At 39.1% G+C, this 15,269-nt stretch carries 13 protein-coding genes; all 13 read left to right on the top strand.

Annotated features, from left to right (window positions below; genetic code table 11):
* Positions 1-14 precede the first annotated feature (14 nt).
* Positions 15-938 (top strand): ABC transporter ATP-binding protein, encoded by a 924-nt coding sequence (locus BN1068_RS09955; RefSeq protein WP_077602706.1) that lies wholly within the window; start codon positions 15-17, stop codon positions 936-938.
* Positions 931-1,680 carry an ABC transporter permease gene (locus BN1068_RS09950; RefSeq protein WP_077602705.1) on the top strand — a complete coding sequence of 250 codons (750 nt, stop codon included), beginning with the start codon at positions 931-933 and terminating at the stop codon, positions 1,678-1,680. Before BN1068_RS09955 ends, BN1068_RS09950 begins: the two co-directional genes overlap by 8 nt.
* Positions 1,681-1,701: 21 nt before the next feature.
* Positions 1,702-2,607, top strand: a complete 906-nt coding sequence (locus BN1068_RS09945; protein ID WP_077602704.1) for a sensor histidine kinase — start codon at positions 1,702-1,704, stop codon at positions 2,605-2,607.
* A gap of 394 nt (positions 2,608-3,001) precedes the next feature.
* On the top strand, positions 3,002-4,723 hold the full coding sequence (locus tag BN1068_RS09940; protein WP_077602703.1) for a methyl-accepting chemotaxis protein: 1,722 nt from the start codon (positions 3,002-3,004) through the stop codon (positions 4,721-4,723).
* A 679-nt stretch (positions 4,724-5,402) separates the two neighbouring features.
* Positions 5,403-6,554 (top strand): MFS transporter, encoded by a 1,152-nt coding sequence (locus tag BN1068_RS09935; RefSeq protein ID WP_077602702.1) that lies wholly within the window; start codon positions 5,403-5,405, stop codon positions 6,552-6,554.
* 174 nt (positions 6,555-6,728) lie between these two features.
* Positions 6,729-7,166, top strand: coding sequence for a MarR family winged helix-turn-helix transcriptional regulator (locus tag BN1068_RS09930; RefSeq protein WP_077602701.1), 438 nt, complete (start codon positions 6,729-6,731; stop codon positions 7,164-7,166).
* A gap of 1 nt (position 7,167) precedes the next feature.
* Positions 7,168-8,721, top strand: a complete 1,554-nt coding sequence (locus BN1068_RS09925; protein WP_077602700.1) for an ABC transporter substrate-binding protein — start codon at positions 7,168-7,170, stop codon at positions 8,719-8,721.
* Positions 8,722-8,810: 89 nt separating this feature from the next.
* Positions 8,811-9,728 (top strand): ABC transporter permease, encoded by a 918-nt coding sequence (locus BN1068_RS09920; protein WP_077602699.1) that lies wholly within the window; start codon positions 8,811-8,813, stop codon positions 9,726-9,728.
* A gap of 12 nt (positions 9,729-9,740) precedes the next feature.
* Positions 9,741-10,649, top strand: a complete 909-nt coding sequence (locus BN1068_RS09915) for an ABC transporter permease (protein ID WP_077602698.1) — start codon at positions 9,741-9,743, stop codon at positions 10,647-10,649.
* 18 nt (positions 10,650-10,667) lie between these two features.
* Positions 10,668-11,654 (top strand): ABC transporter ATP-binding protein, encoded by a 987-nt coding sequence (locus BN1068_RS09910; protein ID WP_077602697.1) that lies wholly within the window; start codon positions 10,668-10,670, stop codon positions 11,652-11,654.
* Complete coding sequence (locus BN1068_RS09905; RefSeq protein WP_077602696.1) at positions 11,655-12,662, top strand: ABC transporter ATP-binding protein; 1,008 nt, start codon at positions 11,655-11,657, stop codon at positions 12,660-12,662.
* Entirely contained in the window at positions 12,643-13,821 is a 1,179-nt protein-coding gene (locus tag BN1068_RS09900) for a M24 family metallopeptidase (protein ID WP_077602695.1), read from the top strand. Before BN1068_RS09905 ends, BN1068_RS09900 begins: the two co-directional genes overlap by 20 nt.
* Before the next feature lie 45 nt (positions 13,822-13,866).
* Entirely contained in the window at positions 13,867-15,051 is a 1,185-nt protein-coding gene (locus tag BN1068_RS09895; RefSeq protein WP_077602694.1) for a M20 family metallopeptidase, read from the top strand.
* Positions 15,052-15,269: the final 218 nt, after the last annotated feature.

The following is a 15,269-nucleotide window of genomic DNA, read 5'->3' as shown; positions in this document are numbered from 1 at the left end:
AAGGAGGGAAATTGATGAGTGATTATGTACTGAAAACAAACAGCTTAACCAAACAATTCAAAAATCAAATTGCTCTTAATAAAGTGAATCTGTCCGTAAAAAAGGGTTCCATTTACGGTTTTATCGGACAAAATGGCGCTGGAAAATCCACATTTATTCGACTTGTGACAGGGCTTGCCCGCCCAACTGCCGGATCGATGGAATTATTTGGGTACAGCCACGGGCAGGAGCTGAATCAGGCCCGGAAGCGGATTGGCACCATCATAGAAGGACCTGCATTGTATCCACATATGACAGCTGCTGAAAACTTAGAAGCACACCGGCTTTTAAAAGGAATCCCAGGGAAAGAATGTGTGAAAAGAACGCTGGCCATCGTAGGTCTTCAGGATACAGGCAAAAAGAAGGCAAAAAACTTTTCACTAGGTATGAAGCAGCGATTGGGAATAGCGATTGCATTACTCGGAGATCCTGAATTTTTAATTCTTGACGAACCGATCAACGGCCTGGATCCGATGGGCGTCGTTGAAATCCGGGAGCTGTTGAAAAAATTAAATCAGGAATATGGCATGACCATTCTGATCTCCAGTCATATTTTGAGTGAGTTACATTTACTTGCGACCCATTATGGGATAATTCATAAAGGGAATTTATTGGAGCAATTAACGATAGAAGAGCTCAATAAAAAATGCCAGCAATTTTTGCATATCAAAGTAAATAATCCGGAAAAGGCTGCCACGATTATGGAAAAGCAGCTTTCCACAAATGACTTTGAAGTGATGCCGGATGGCTGTATGAAACTATTCGACTATGTTGAGACCCCCGGAAAGGTTTCTTCCATACTTGTAAATGAGGGACTGATCATTGAGGAATTCATGCCAATGGGACAGAATCTGGAGTCTTATTTTATGAATCGTATTGGGGGTATTCATCATGGATAATCTTATAAAGGCTGAATGGTTTAAACTTAGGAAGGATCGATCACTCTGGACATTAATCATCATTTTGACGACTGTTAGCCTTTTGTACCCTTTGTTAATTGTATTTGACGAAGGAGCAGATACGGTTATGGTAATTGATTTTTATCGAAATAGCATCCTCGGGGGAAACAATTACGTGCTAAGGCTTGTTCCCTGTATATTAGCGGGCTTCTTTATTTCAAGTGAATATGCCATTGGAACCATGAAGAGTATTGCTGCTTCGGGAAATAGCAGAGTCCGTATTTATTTTGCAAAATTGATTGTCTACTCCATTGGGGCAATTTTTATTTCATTAATATTTCCAATTGTATTTACGGGAGCTGCCTCTGTTTTTCTTCATTTCAATGGAATGCCGGGAATTGGATACTTTGCTGGAACAATTGGATTAACGATCCTTTATGCAGTAGCGTTTGCGTCAATCATGGCCGTGTTTGCCACAATCTTTACGGATAGTGGAAAATCAATTGGCTTCATGCTTATCTTTTTTATTCTTTTTGATAGTATTTTGTTTATATTGAGCCAATTAAATCCTGTATTGGAAGCTGTGTTTAACTACTCTGTGTTTAAATTATTTTTGGATATTGTAAATGTAGATTCAGTTAATGTTCCTGAAATGATTAAATTGGTCGTAGTTCCGGTTGTAACTTTTGTCGCTTTCGGAATTTTGGGGAGCATCTTATTTCAGAAAAAGGAAATAAAATAAAAGAATGGGTGGGTGAGGTAAATGATGTATGTGGCAATATTTTCAGTTTTTATCGCATTATTTATTCTCTGCCGCTTTATTTTCCTGAAAAAAGAAATACGACGTGTTAATAAACAATTACAGAAGAGACACCAAAATAAAACTGATAAGAAAATAAGTCTTGCTTTTTTCGATAAGGATTTGGAAAAGTTAGCAAATGAAATCAATCTCCAAATCGATGAAACTAGGCATGCCACCGCCCAAAAAAGACGGACAGAGAATGAGCTGAAGCAGGCCGTTTCAAATATTTCACACGATATCCGTACACCGATGACTTCTATTTTAGGATATATTCAATTTTTGGAAGATGACGCTTTGACCCATGATCAAAGACAAGAGTATGTCTTAATTGTAAAAAATGGCGCATTAAGACTAAAAGTGTTGCTAGAAGACTTTTTTGAACTATCCGTTATTGAATCAGCGGATTATTCTTTAAAAATAGAGTCTATTTCATTAAATGATTTGATTATGGAGGTTCTGGTAAGTTTTTATGAAGCATTCAATCAAAAGCATATAGAACCGGATGTCCATATCTCAGAGGATGACATAAGGGTGAAGGCTGATTCCTCTGCAGTGAAGCGGGTAATGGAAAACTTAATTACAAACGCTCTAAAGCATTCGACTGGCGATGTAACGGTTGCATTAAAAAACACTCCAGACTTTGTTGAACTGACGGTTCGTAATCCCGCTCCACAATTAAAGGAAGAGGATCTTTTCCACTTGTTTGACCGCTTTTATAAAGCGGATCAAGCGAGAAAAGGGAAAGGAACAGGGCTTGGATTATCGATTGCTAAAAGCTTAATGGAGAAAATGAATGGGAGTCTTTCTGCGGAATTGGATAAGGGGCAGCTGGTTATGAGGTGCAGGTGGGAAACGGGCAGTCAATGAGGACTATAGTTTTTAAATATTGTTCAGCAATCTGGTGCTGTATTATAAAAAATAAAAGTTTCAATGAAAAGGGAATTCATTTTGATTATTTCATATCGGATGGATTCTTTTTTTAGTACCCGTAAAACAGTGTTATTACCTGGAAATAACCCTTTGATTACTGGGAAATAATACATCTATTTCATAAATTCTGTCGTTTTTTATCAAAAACCTCTTCATAAATGGTTAAATATACCGATATATAAGATGGACCTATTAACCTACATAGCAAGACAAAATACCCGTGTTCTGTAATAGATATAGAATTCATGCGGGGAAAACCGGATTGAGGAAGAAAAGTTTTTTAAAATAGAACAGTGGAAATCTACTGTAAATCAAATTGGGAGGAAGAAGCATGTTCAAAATTAGAAAGAGGAAGAAAAGGAAACCTATTTTTAATCTGAAAAGCATTAAAAGCAAGATCATCTTTGCATTTTCCGTCGTTATTTTATTAGTTCTTTTTTTAGGCGCTTATAATTCCATTACCATTAAAAAGATGAATGATGAAACAACCAAAATGATTGATGACAATCTACAAATGTTAATCGCAAATACAGGATTGGATACCATCATGACTAAACGGATATCAGCTGCCCGCGGGTATGTATTGAGCGGCAATGATGATTTCAAAGAAGAATTTGAAGCGCTTACATCACAGGGAGAAGAATTTGAGAAATTAGCAAATAGCATTGGCGCTTCGCAGGAATTGGAGAATTTAATCCGTACAACTAACGTATGGCAGACTGCTGTTGTCGGTGATGTCTTTGACGTATATGACCGCGGCGATGAAGCGCAGGCAATTTCGAATCTGAACGGTCTGTCATTTATGGTTGATAATATTACTGCAGAATATGAGGAGATGGCAGCAAATTCAGAAGCAGCCATTAATCAGGGCGGGGAAAAGATCATTGCTCACGGGGAACAAACTGTGATTATTGTCGTTGCTGTTTCGATTTTAATTCTTATACTTAGTGTCACAGCAGCACTTGTTACCGGAAATGTTATTTCAAAACCAATTAAAGCAGTCATGGAGCGGATGAAGCTGATCGCAAGCGGTGACCTGAGCCAGGAAGCTTTACAGACTAGGACAAAAGATGAAGTCGGACAGTTAGTGGAAGCCACCAATGAAATGGCAAGCAATACGCGGAACTTGCTCAGACAGATTAACGAGGTATCTGAGACCGTTACAAACCAAAGTGAGGAATTAACCCAGGCAGCGAACGAGGTCAAATCCGGCTCCGAGCAGGTAGCTGTCACAATGCAGGAGCTGGCCGCAGGCTCTGAAAAACAGGCAAACAGTGCCAGCGATCTAGCGGATATTACCGGCAACTTTACTACAAAAGTACAGGAAGTAAATGATAATGGCGAACGTGTTCAGCAATATTCCGATAAAGTGCTTGAAATGACAACGAACGGTAGCGAGCTTATGACCTCCTCCACAGAACAAATGGGCAGGATTGACCAGATTGTGCAGGGAGCAGTAGTCAAAGTAGAAGCATTAGATACGCATTCCCAAAAAATATCCCATCTTGTTGCGGTTATTAAGGATATCGCAGATCAGACTAACCTGCTTGCATTAAACGCAGCGATTGAAGCGGCAAGAGCAGGCGAACATGGAAAAGGGTTTACCGTTGTAGCTGATGAAGTAAGAAAGCTTGCCGAGCAGGTAGCCGTCTCGGTTACTGATATTACCGATATTGTAGCGAATATCCAGAATGAAACAAGTACAGTTGTTCAATCATTAAAGGATGGATATACCGAAGTAGAGCAGGGAACAGATCAAATCGTTGCTACAGGAAAAACCTTTCACGAAATTAATGAATCTATATCAAAAATGGCAGAAAATATTAATATGGTATCTGGTAATCTAGCTGATATTGCAGCAAATACCAAGGAAATGAATGAATCGATTGCAGAAATAGCTTCCATTTCAGAAGAAGCAGCTGCAGGGGTGGAGCAAACTTCTGCTTCGACCCAGCAGACAAGCGGTGCAATGGATGAGGTAGCAGGGAGCTCTGAACAATTATCGAAGCTTGCTGAAGAGTTGAATGGATTGGTGAGACGGTTTAAGCTTTAGGGAATGAGCTTGTAAGGAATGAAGTGGTGCTTATAGAGCTGATAAGCATTGCTTCATAAAAAATTACGAGTGGAGATAGGAGAAGTTTTTACGGTTCCTTTATTTTTAAATATGGTTATCCAGTTAGGATATCAGTTCTATTTTTGATAATAGGACAACAATGCCAATAATGAACTCTGTGGCATTTGCTTTTTTTAGCGTGATGCACTAAAATGAACAATATTAATCTTTGAGAAAGGAGGCAAAAAGTAATGGGAAATGTTTTCAGAAGTATAGCAGAAGAAGTAAAGTTATTCTTACAATTAGGAGATTTACATGCGACGGGATTAGTCTGTCCTTTTTTAGTAAACTTCATATGGAAAACAGTTTCCGGGAACTTTTTGTCTCTTTATTACGTTTATAGAAGACAATATAATTGTTAGTGCGTTCTGATTAAAACTAAACAATTACTAGATGCCGGTTGTCGTCGGCATCTTTTTTAATTTTAAGGGCGAAAAAAATTGAGTTAAGTATGTATACAAGGAAGCTTATTCGAAGAAAGACATGAAAAGTTAGATAGAAAGATGTCGTTAGAAAGGGTGAGGTCAGTGTTAAAAAACCTTAGGGAATATAGAAATGTTTCAGTGTTCCAGGCGCTTCTGAATTAAATTTTAAAAAATTTAGAAGCGAGGAATTTTATATGGAAAATCAAAAAATATTTAACAAATCATTTCTTTTTATATTTACTAGTAACTTTTTAATTTTTATTGGATTTGAAATGTTACTTCCTATTTTACCGGCTTATATGATCAGCCTTGATGCGTCTCCCATTCAAGTTGGTTTAGTAACCACATTATTCACAGTAGGAGCGGTGTTAATCAGACCCTTCGCGGGGTACTTTTTAATTGATAACAAACGAAAAGCATTAGCCATCGTTGCAAGTGCAATGCTAATGTTAATTACGTTTATTTATCCCTTTCTTAACATTATATGGATGCTGTTATTGTTACGATTGTTTCATGGTGCTGCATGGGGTGTATCAACCACAACCAATAGTACAATGGCAGTCGACTCAATTCCAAAGTCACGCTTAGGAGAAGGGTTAGGGTATTTCTCTGTTTCAACAACGGTAGGGGCGATTATAGCGCAGAGTCTGGGTATTTTTATATATGATTTTTATTCTTTTGACATTGTAATTTGGTCATCAGTTATACTCAGCCTATTAGCGCTCACTGCGCTTTTATTTGTTAAATCATCTGTGCCGTTAAAAAGAGAGAAAGAACCATTTCGTTTCTTTGATATGATTTTTGAAAAAAACGCATGGTTTCCGGCATTACTAACAGTTATTTCAACACTTGGTTTTGGAGCAATTATTACATTTTTAGTTGTTTTTGGAGGACAGCAGAACCTGGATAATATTTTTCTGTTTTTCCTTGTCAATGCGACAGTCTCAACTCTTTTACGTCCGTATACAGGGAAATGGTATGATAGAAAAGGTCCTTGGTCTATCATCATTGTCTCAGCCATTTTAGGATTTTTATCTTTAGTTGTGCTCTCTTTTGCAATTAACGACGTTTATCTTATTATCTCGGCGATTTTATTTGGAGCAGGATATGGAACAGTAATGCCATGTCTTCAAACATGGACTGTTCAAAATGTAAGTGAAGAAAAAAGTGGTGCCGCTAATGCAACTTTCTTTTCCAGCTTCGATGTCGGCGTTGGAGTCAGTGCATTCATATTAGGTATGCTGGCTGAGTGGATTAGTATAGAGATGATTTTTCGGATTGTAAGCTTTAGCTTTCTAGTTGTTGCTGTTTTAGTTTATAAGGATTATTTAAATAAAAAGAAATAAATAGACTTAATAAGGAATCCACTTCTGTTTTACTATGAAGTGGATTTTTTATCTGGATTATTTCATAAAATAATAGTTGACAAATGCAACTAATATCCATATTATTAAAATAATTATTAGAAAATTTATTATTAAGAGAATCTTAAGTTATCAATAGGCGGTGTCAGAAAAGGTATGGAAGAACAGATTCAAGAAATAAAACGATTTAATAGGTTTTATATAAAAATAATGGGGATTTTATCACTATATGCGGATGGCAGTTCTTTTTCTGCCACAGAGGCAATGATTCTGTATGAAACCAGCAACAAGAAAGATTGCACAGCCAAATATCTTTCCAATTATTTCGTGCTGGATAAGGGATATATTAGTAAGATTCTTCGAAAATTTGAGAAGAGAGAGCTCATAGAAAGAGTTACTTCCAGCAAGGATCGAAGAGTGCAATATATTTATTTGACGTCAAAGGGAAGGGAGGAATTAAAGAAGCTTCAGGACAGAGCAAATGAAAAAGTAGAAGAAATGATTAAAGATATTTCTGAACAGGATGTCGGGGTGTTGATTGAGTCTATGAATAAGATAGAAGCTTTACTAGAAACAAAGAATAGGAGAGATTGAAATGAAAAAAATGTTTTTCTTAGCATTACTTTCAATGATGTTTTTTGTTTTAGCAGCTTGTACAGAAGAAACTGCTGGTGGAGAGGATAGTGGAGGAGAGGGAAGCGGAGATGGAGGAGACTCAAAGGACTCAATTGTCATTGGATTTGAATCCGATGCAGCAACTCTGATGGCTAACACGGATGTAAATTACGTCACAGATGCACAGATAAGGAATATCTATGAACCTCTTATTGAGCGTGATATAGAAACAAAGGATTATGTCCCTAATTTAGCGGAATCATGGGAGAATATCGATGAATTAACATGGCGCTTTCAGCTGAAGGAAGGGGTAACCTTTCATAATGGCGCTGAATTTAATGCAGATGCTGTGAAGTTCAGTATTGATTATATTTTAGATGAATCCAATCAATCTTTTTATCGTTCACGCTGGGTGGACATTGAGGAAGTAACTGTTATATCTCCTTATGAAATAGAAATAACAACATCCAGACCCTTCCCGGATTTAATGGAGAGAATCACAGAGGATTTGCTGATTATGGAGCCGGGGTATGTTGAGGACGTTGGGAACGATACAGCTGCCAATGAGCCAGTGGGGACAGGTCCTTATCAATTCGTGGAATGGTCACGCGATAATCATCTGAAATTAGAAGCTTATGATGATTATTGGAAAGGAGAGCCGGAGATTAAGAATGTTGAATTTCGTTATATTCCGGAGTTCAGCTCCCGATTATCAGCCTTCTTAAGTGGAGAAGTTGATTTATTTAAAAATATCCCGGTAGACTCCGTAGCAGAAATTGAAAATGATGATAACTCTAAAATAGGAGAGGCTTCTTCATCAAGAATCAATTATGTTGCTTTGAATACATTTCATGATGGACCTCTTCAGGATCAAAAGGTACGTCAGGCGATTAACTATGCTGTCGATGTAGATTCTTTGCTGGAAAATGTTTTAAACGGGTACGGCACAAAGATTACCGGCCCATTGTCACCTGTTAACTCCGGCTATGTAGAAACAGAGGATTATGGTTATGACCCGGATAAAGCTGTTGAACTGATTGAAGAAGCAGGGTACACACCTGAAGAGATTAGTTTGACTTTAGAAACACCAAGCGGACGTTATCCTATGGATAATCAGGTAGCACAAGCGATTGCTGCACAGCTTGGAGAGATTGGTATTCAAGTAGATGTTTCTGTAAATGAATGGGGAAATCATTTAGAGAGAATTCAAAACAGAGAAATGGGAGATATGTTTATTCTTGGATGGGGACCTGCTTTTGAACAGCAGGGGACAATCGGAAACTTATTTACGGAGGATGCTCCTTATAGCAGTTTTCATGATGAAGAGATTGATCAGGAAATCTATGATGCTAACGGCACTTTCGATCCGGACGATCGCTTCGATGCCTATGCAGAGCTTCAGCGTAAGTTAGTTGAGCAGGCGGTTTGGGTTCCATTATGGCAGCAGGCTGATTTATATGCAGTCAGATCAGATTTGGACTTTGAGCCAAGAGTGGATGAAAGAATTGTGATATACGATATGTCCTGGGAGTAGGAATGATGCGAGGGTGGAAGGAAATACAGGTTTCTTTCCGCCTTTTTAATACAAAGATATTGCATAGAAACCAGTAAAGGGGGACAACCATGCTAGATTTCATTGTGAAGCGTTTTTTTCAAGGAATACTAGTTGTATTTTTAGTCCTTACGGCAGTTTTCTTTTTAATGCGTTTGTCTGGAGATCCAACAACACTTTTCCTGCCTCAGGATGCTTCCAGAGAACAGATTGAGGCATTTCAGCACCAAATGGGGTTAGACAGGCCGCTCTATGTGCAGTATGGGGAATTTATGGGTAATGCCGTTCAGGGAGATTTTGGTGAATCATTAAGAACGCAGCAGGATGCATTGCAAAGTGTACTGGATCGTTTGCCGGCGACCTTTCAATTAGCAGCGGCAGCACTGATTCTTGCTTTAGTTATAGCTATTCCATTAGGAGTTTTGTCTGCTTATTACCGCAATTCTATTTTTGACCGGGTTGCAGTTGGATTAACGGTTATCGGTCAGGCTATTCCAACATTCTGGATGGGACTGCTTCTGATATTTTTATTTGCCGCGCAGTTGAAAATATTACCGTCTGGCGGAGCAGGAACACCAATACATATGATTCTGCCCATGCTTACCTTAGCTTTCTATAGTACGGCCAGATTCACCAGGTTTACAAGGTCAGCGATGCTCGATGTTCTTCAGCAGGATTTTATTCGTACTGCAAAAGCTTCCGGTACGCCGACGTTTCCGCTGATAATGAAATATGCTTTAAAAAATTCATTGATTCCAATTATTACACTGGTGGCTCTAGATCTTGGCGAGCTGCTTGGCGGAGCGGTCATTACAGAAATTGTCTTTTCGTGGCCGGGAGTTGGCCGATTGATTGAACAAGCACTGATGACAAGGGATTTTCCGGTAGTGTTAGCTGGTGTATTTATTATTGCATTAATTTATACAGTGATTAATTTCCTGGCAGATGTAATCTATGCGTATGTTAATCCGCAAATTCGAGTAAAGTAGGTGAGTGTTTCTATGGCTTCTAGTATACCAAATGAACCACTGATTCCAGAAGACGATTCGCTGGCATTTTCCCAAAAGACAAAGGCAGCAGAATTCTTTACCAGCCTGTTACACAGCTGGACGGGACTGCTGGGAGTTGCGATTATTTTCATCTTACTCTTTCTAAGTATTTTTGGACATTGGATTGCGCCATATGATCCTGTCAAAACGGAATTGACTGCAAAGCTTCTACCTCCTTTAACAGATGGACATTTGTTAGGGACAGATCATTTAGGCCGGGATTTGCTTTCCAGAATTATTTTAGGAGCACGAATATCTGTGATTATTGGTTTATCTACGGTTTTAATTGCAGGGTTGATTGGTACAGTTATCGGAATTATATCCGGCTTTTTCCGGGGCTGGATTGATATTGTGTTGATGCGTCTGGTCGATGTACAGCTGAGCTTTCCGTTTATTTTACTGGTGCTTATTATTAATGCTGTTCTGGGAGCGGGTCTAAAGAATATCATTATCTCGCTTGCTATTGGAGGCTGGGTCATTTTTGCACGGGTAATTAGAAGTGAAGTTCTTGCTTTGCGTGAGAAGGATTTTATCCAGGCTGCTGTAGCAACCGGCGTTTCCCGATTTGAAATCCTGATAAAGCATATTGTTCCGAATCTATTTACACCAATGATTATTCTTGCTTCTTTGCAGATAAGTTCGTTTATTATTGCGGAAGCTTCTGTCAGCTTTCTAGGATTCGGCGTGCAGCCTCCGACGCCTGCTTGGGGGAATATGTTAAGCGAGGGGAAAGATTTTATATTTAGTGCCTGGTGGTTAATTACATTTCCCGGGTTAGCTATTATTATCACTGCACTTGGCATTAATTTGTTCGGGGATTGGCTGAGAGATACGTTAGATCCGAAGATCAAAGGGAAATAGCAGGGAGGTGTTTTACCAGTGGCAGAATCCATTTTAGAAATTAAGGACTTAAAGATTCAGTTTCAAAATGGGAAGCACATTGTGCAGCCGATTCGAGAAGTGAGCTTTCAAATCAAGGCAGGCCAAACAGTTGGGATTGTAGGTGAGTCTGGAAGTGGAAAAAGTGTTACCTCCCTGGCGGTGATGGGGTTACTTCCGGACAGAATAAGCAGTATTCCTTCAGGAGAAATATTATTTGATGGAAAAGAATTAACAAAGTTGAAGGAAAAAGAATGGCGTAAAATACGCGGGAATGAAATTTCAATGATTTTTCAAGAACCGATGACATCATTGAATCCTGTATTTACAATTGGACAGCAATTAAGTGAACCGCTAAAAAGGCATCGCCAATTATCAAATAAAGAACAAAAAGCAGCGATTATAAAAGTACTGAAACAGGTCGGCATTCCTCGTCCGGAACAAATTATTCATGAATATCCGCATCAGCTGTCTGGAGGAATGAGACAGCGTGTAATGATATCTATGGCATTATTATGCGAACCGAAGCTTATGATTGCTGATGAGCCGACAACGGCACTGGATGTAACGATACAGGCACAAATCTTATCGCTGTTGAAAAAGATAACGAGTAAGAAGGATAGGAGCTTAATGTTAATTACGCATGACTTAGGTGTTGTTGCGGAAATGTGTGACTGGGTGGTTGTCATGTATGCAGGAGAAATCGTAGAATCGGCAGAAGTCAATGAATTATTTGATCGTCCTTTGCATCCTTACACTAGAGGACTGATTCAATCACTGCCTTCAAATAATGAGCGGAAAAGTAAGCTATACGCTATTCAAGGGCAGGTTCCCAAGCCGGAGCAGGTAAAACAGGGATGTATTTTCGCTAACCGTTGTCCGTTAGCAATGGAAAAGTGTTTTCAAGAATCGCCGCCTGCATTTCAGGAAGATGGACATCTTAGTAAGTGCTGGTTACAAAGCTCTGATGAAGGTGTGGTGAGGTAAATGGCAGAGGATTATCTAGTAAAAGTCCAAAACCTGAAGAAATATTATGAGGTTTCTAAGGGAATGTTTAAACAAAAAACAATCATTCGAGCTGTTGATGATGTGAGTTTTTCGATTAAGCGTGGAGAAACATACGCTTTAGTTGGTGAATCGGGATGCGGAAAGTCAACGACAGGGAAGACAATTTTAGGTTTAACGGATGCAACTGCCGGGGAAATTTATTTCCAGGGAAAAGACATTACAAAGATCAGCTACAGCGATATGAGGAAGCTCAGAAAAGATTTTCAAATGATTTTTCAGGATCCGTATGCTTCCTTGAATCCTAAGAAGACTGTGCGGGAAATCTTAATGGAGCCTCTGCGAATCCACAAAAAGTTTGAAGGAAAGGAGCGTGAAAAGAAAATACATGAGATTTTAGAAATTGTGGGACTATCTAAATCTCATTTGCATAGATATCCTCATGAATTTTCTGGAGGACAGCGGCAGAGAATCGGCATAGCCAGAGCTGTCATTTTACAGCCGGACTTTATTATTGCCGATGAGCCAGTTTCTGCATTGGATGTCTCTGTACAATCTCAGGTCATCAATCTAATGCTTGATTTACAGAAGGAATTCGGATTAACGTATCTATTTATTTCTCATGATTTAAGTGTTATTGAGCACATGACAGATAGAGTAGCAGTCATGTATTTAGGGAAAATTGTGGAGGTAGCGGAGACTGAGGAGCTATTTGAAAATCCTAAGCACCCTTATACCCAGGCGTTAATTTCTGCAGTTCCAGTTGCTCATCCACGAGAAGAGAGGAAAAGAATTATTTTAAAAGGTGATGTCCCAAGTCCCGCCAATCCGCCCAAAGGTTGTCCATTCCATACAAGGTGTCCTTTTGCTATGGACATTTGCAGTGAAAAAGCTCCTGAGGAAGTTTTCTTTACGGATGGACATAAGGCGACTTGTCATCTATATACAAATTCAAAGGAGGAAATAAAAGATGTTATTAGAAATTCCTAAGTCTGAATTTAAAGAACGCCAGCAGAAATTCATTGAAAAGGTGGAAGGGAGAAGCTGTGATGTGGCTGTTATATTTGCAGTTGCCGATATTTTTTATTTAACAGGTTTCCATTTTCATCCCACGGAAAGACCGATTGGGCTAGCCGTTGATTCCAACCATCAATTCCATTTGTTTGTACCTCAATTGGAGCATGAGCATGCAGAAGAGTATTCTGTTGTCGACCATGTTCATTCATATCCTGAATACCCAGGTATCAAGCATTCTATGGAATATTTTAAAGAAGTCCTTATTGATAATGGATTTGAAGGGAAAACAGTTGGGTATGATTCTATCGGCTACGGGTCTTCCATGGGATATGAAGGACCGAGTATTGATCAGCTTATTACAGCAAAATCGTTTCAATCTCTGCGAGGAGTTATAGAAGAATTGCGATTTGTAAAATCACGAAATGAAATAGAGCTTATTAAAGAGTCTTGCCGCTGGGGGAATTTAGCGCATCGTTTATTGCAAAAGTATACGAAAGCCGGAGTAAGTGAAATCGAAATTACAACAAAAGCATCTAACGAAGCCACTTTGGCTATGATTGAAACCTTAGGGCCGGAATATAAGCCGCACGGCGGAACAGCACATGCCATTTTTAGAGGCCAGATTGGACCTGAATCTGCTTTCCCGCATGCTGTGACACAAAATATTATTCTATCAAAAGGGGATACCTTAGTAACAGGAGCGGGAGCAAGTGTTTTTGGCTATAACAGTGAGCTGGAAAGAGTTATGTTTGTGGAAGAATTTTCTCCAGAGCAGGAAAAGCATTTTGATTATATGTATAGAGCACAAGAGGTTGCTTTTAAAGCTATTCAGCCAGGAAAACCTTTCTCCTTTGTAGAGGAGCAGGTACAGGAATTCTTTAAACAGGAAGGTATTGCGGAACTGACCAGACACCATACAGGGCATAATATTGGTATACTTGGACATGAAGCTCCTTTCTTTGATTTAGGAGATCATCGGGAAATGAAACCGGGAATGGTTGTTACAGTTGAACCGGGAGTTTATGTACCGGGGTTAGGCGGATTCAGACATTCGGATACTGTTTTGATAACGGAAAATGGCATAGAAATGCTCACCTACTACCCAAGAGACTTAAATTCATTAATTTGTTAGAATAGTATTTATGTTATAAAATTTAAAACGCGGAGGTAAGGGAGCATGAAGGAAAAGGACTTATTGTATGGGAATTTAGATGATACTTATGAAGAAATTGTAGCTATTAGAAGGCATCTGCATCGGCATCCAGAATTGTCGTTTCAAGAGAAGGAGACACCGGAATATATCGCAGCATTTCATGAAAAGCTGGGGCATCGCGTACGAACCAATGTAGGAGGAAACGGAGTTGTAGCCTATTTAGAGGGAGAAAATCCAGGACCTACTATAGCGCTGCGTGCTGATTTTGATGCCTTACCTATTCAGGAAGAAACGGATCTCCCTTTTAAATCTGAAAATCCAGGGGTAATGCATGCTTGTGGACATGATGGGCATACAGCAACACTGCTTGGTTTAGCGAAAGTATTAAATGGAATGAAAGAAGATTTAGCAGGAACTGTTGTGTTTATTCATCAGCATGCAGAAGAAATGATTCCAGGCGGTGCAAAACCAATGATTGAGGATGGCTGCTTAGATGGAGTCGACGTGATTTTTGGTACACATCTGCAAGCTCAGGTTCCTCTTGGTGAAATTCGTTACCGGGTAGGTCCTCTCCAGGCTGCAGCAGATTTCTTTGATATTCATATTCAGGGAAAAGGCGGTCATGGAGCATCACCTCATCAGACAAAGGATAGTATTTTAATAGGGAGCCAGCTTGTAACGAATTTACAGCAAATAGTCAGCAGAAAGGTAGACCCATTAGATCTGGCGGTTGTTTCTGTAGGATCCTTTGAAGCAAAAAATGCGAATAATGTGATTGCTGATACAGCACTCTTAAAAGGAACTGTCCGTACTTTTGATAAAAAAGTACAAGATTTGATTGAAAACGAGATGGAGACAATTGTTGCTTCTACCTGTGCATTATCTGGTGCAGAAGGTGTTTTAAATTATCAGAGAGGCTATCCGGCTCTTGTCAATCATGCAGAGGAAACAGCCTTTGTTGCTGAACTGGCAAAAGAAGTGCCTGGAGTTAAAGAGGTAACAGAATCACCGAAAATCATGGGTGGAGAGGACTTTTCTTATTATCTCCAACATGTGAAGGGTACATTTTTCTTTACAGGTGCTGAGGTTACCGGCAAGCCGACGTATCCGCATCATCATCCGAAATTTGATATTGATGAAAGAGGATTGCTTATTGCAGCTAAGGTATTGGGTACCGCGGTGTTAGATTATATGGCTGAGAATAAGTAGAAAGATAAAGCACTTAGATAGGTGAAAGAACCTTTTTAAGTGCTTTTGTCATTGTTAAGAGTTTATTTTACAAATTACCAGGAAATCCTCACCCTTAAATGTATGAGACTTGGCATTTATTCACCGCTTTTTACATAAAAAGATTGTGTTATACTATTCAAAAGAAACAGGATTCAATTCCTTGGAATAGATAGTGCTGAGATTTTTATAAAAACATA

The organism is Oceanobacillus sojae (assembly GCF_900162665.1).
In the GTDB taxonomy this organism is placed as follows: Bacteria; Bacillota; Bacilli; order Bacillales; family Amphibacillaceae; genus Oceanobacillus; species Oceanobacillus sojae_A.
Note: the sequence above shows the minus strand (reverse complement) of the source record. Positions and strands in the feature narration are given on the sequence as shown.

What these genes read in the sequence shown, in the direction of transcription:
- BN1068_RS09940 (WP_077602703.1), top strand. Translation starts at nt 3,002, where the DNA reads ATGTTCAAAATTAGAAAGAGGAAGAAAAGGAAACCTATTTTTAATCTG.
- BN1068_RS09905 (WP_077602696.1), top strand. Translation starts at nt 11,655, where the DNA reads ATGGCAGAGGATTATCTAGTAAAAGTCCAAAACCTGAAGAAATATTAT.
- BN1068_RS09920 (WP_077602699.1), top strand. Translation starts at nt 8,811, where the DNA reads ATGCTAGATTTCATTGTGAAGCGTTTTTTTCAAGGAATACTAGTTGTA.
- BN1068_RS09950 (WP_077602705.1), top strand. Translation starts at nt 931, where the DNA reads ATGGATAATCTTATAAAGGCTGAATGGTTTAAACTTAGGAAGGATCGA.
- BN1068_RS09930 (WP_077602701.1), top strand. Translation starts at nt 6,729, where the DNA reads ATGGAAGAACAGATTCAAGAAATAAAACGATTTAATAGGTTTTATATA.
- BN1068_RS09955 (WP_077602706.1), top strand. Translation starts at nt 15, where the DNA reads ATGAGTGATTATGTACTGAAAACAAACAGCTTAACCAAACAATTCAAA.
- BN1068_RS09900 (WP_077602695.1), top strand. Translation starts at nt 12,643, where the DNA reads ATGTTATTAGAAATTCCTAAGTCTGAATTTAAAGAACGCCAGCAGAAA.
- BN1068_RS09895 (WP_077602694.1), top strand. Translation starts at nt 13,867, where the DNA reads ATGAAGGAAAAGGACTTATTGTATGGGAATTTAGATGATACTTATGAA.
- BN1068_RS09925 (WP_077602700.1), top strand. Translation starts at nt 7,168, where the DNA reads ATGAAAAAAATGTTTTTCTTAGCATTACTTTCAATGATGTTTTTTGTT.
- BN1068_RS09935 (WP_077602702.1), top strand. Translation starts at nt 5,403, where the DNA reads ATGGAAAATCAAAAAATATTTAACAAATCATTTCTTTTTATATTTACT.
- BN1068_RS09945 (WP_077602704.1), top strand. Translation starts at nt 1,702, where the DNA reads ATGATGTATGTGGCAATATTTTCAGTTTTTATCGCATTATTTATTCTC.
- BN1068_RS09915 (WP_077602698.1), top strand. Translation starts at nt 9,741, where the DNA reads ATGGCTTCTAGTATACCAAATGAACCACTGATTCCAGAAGACGATTCG.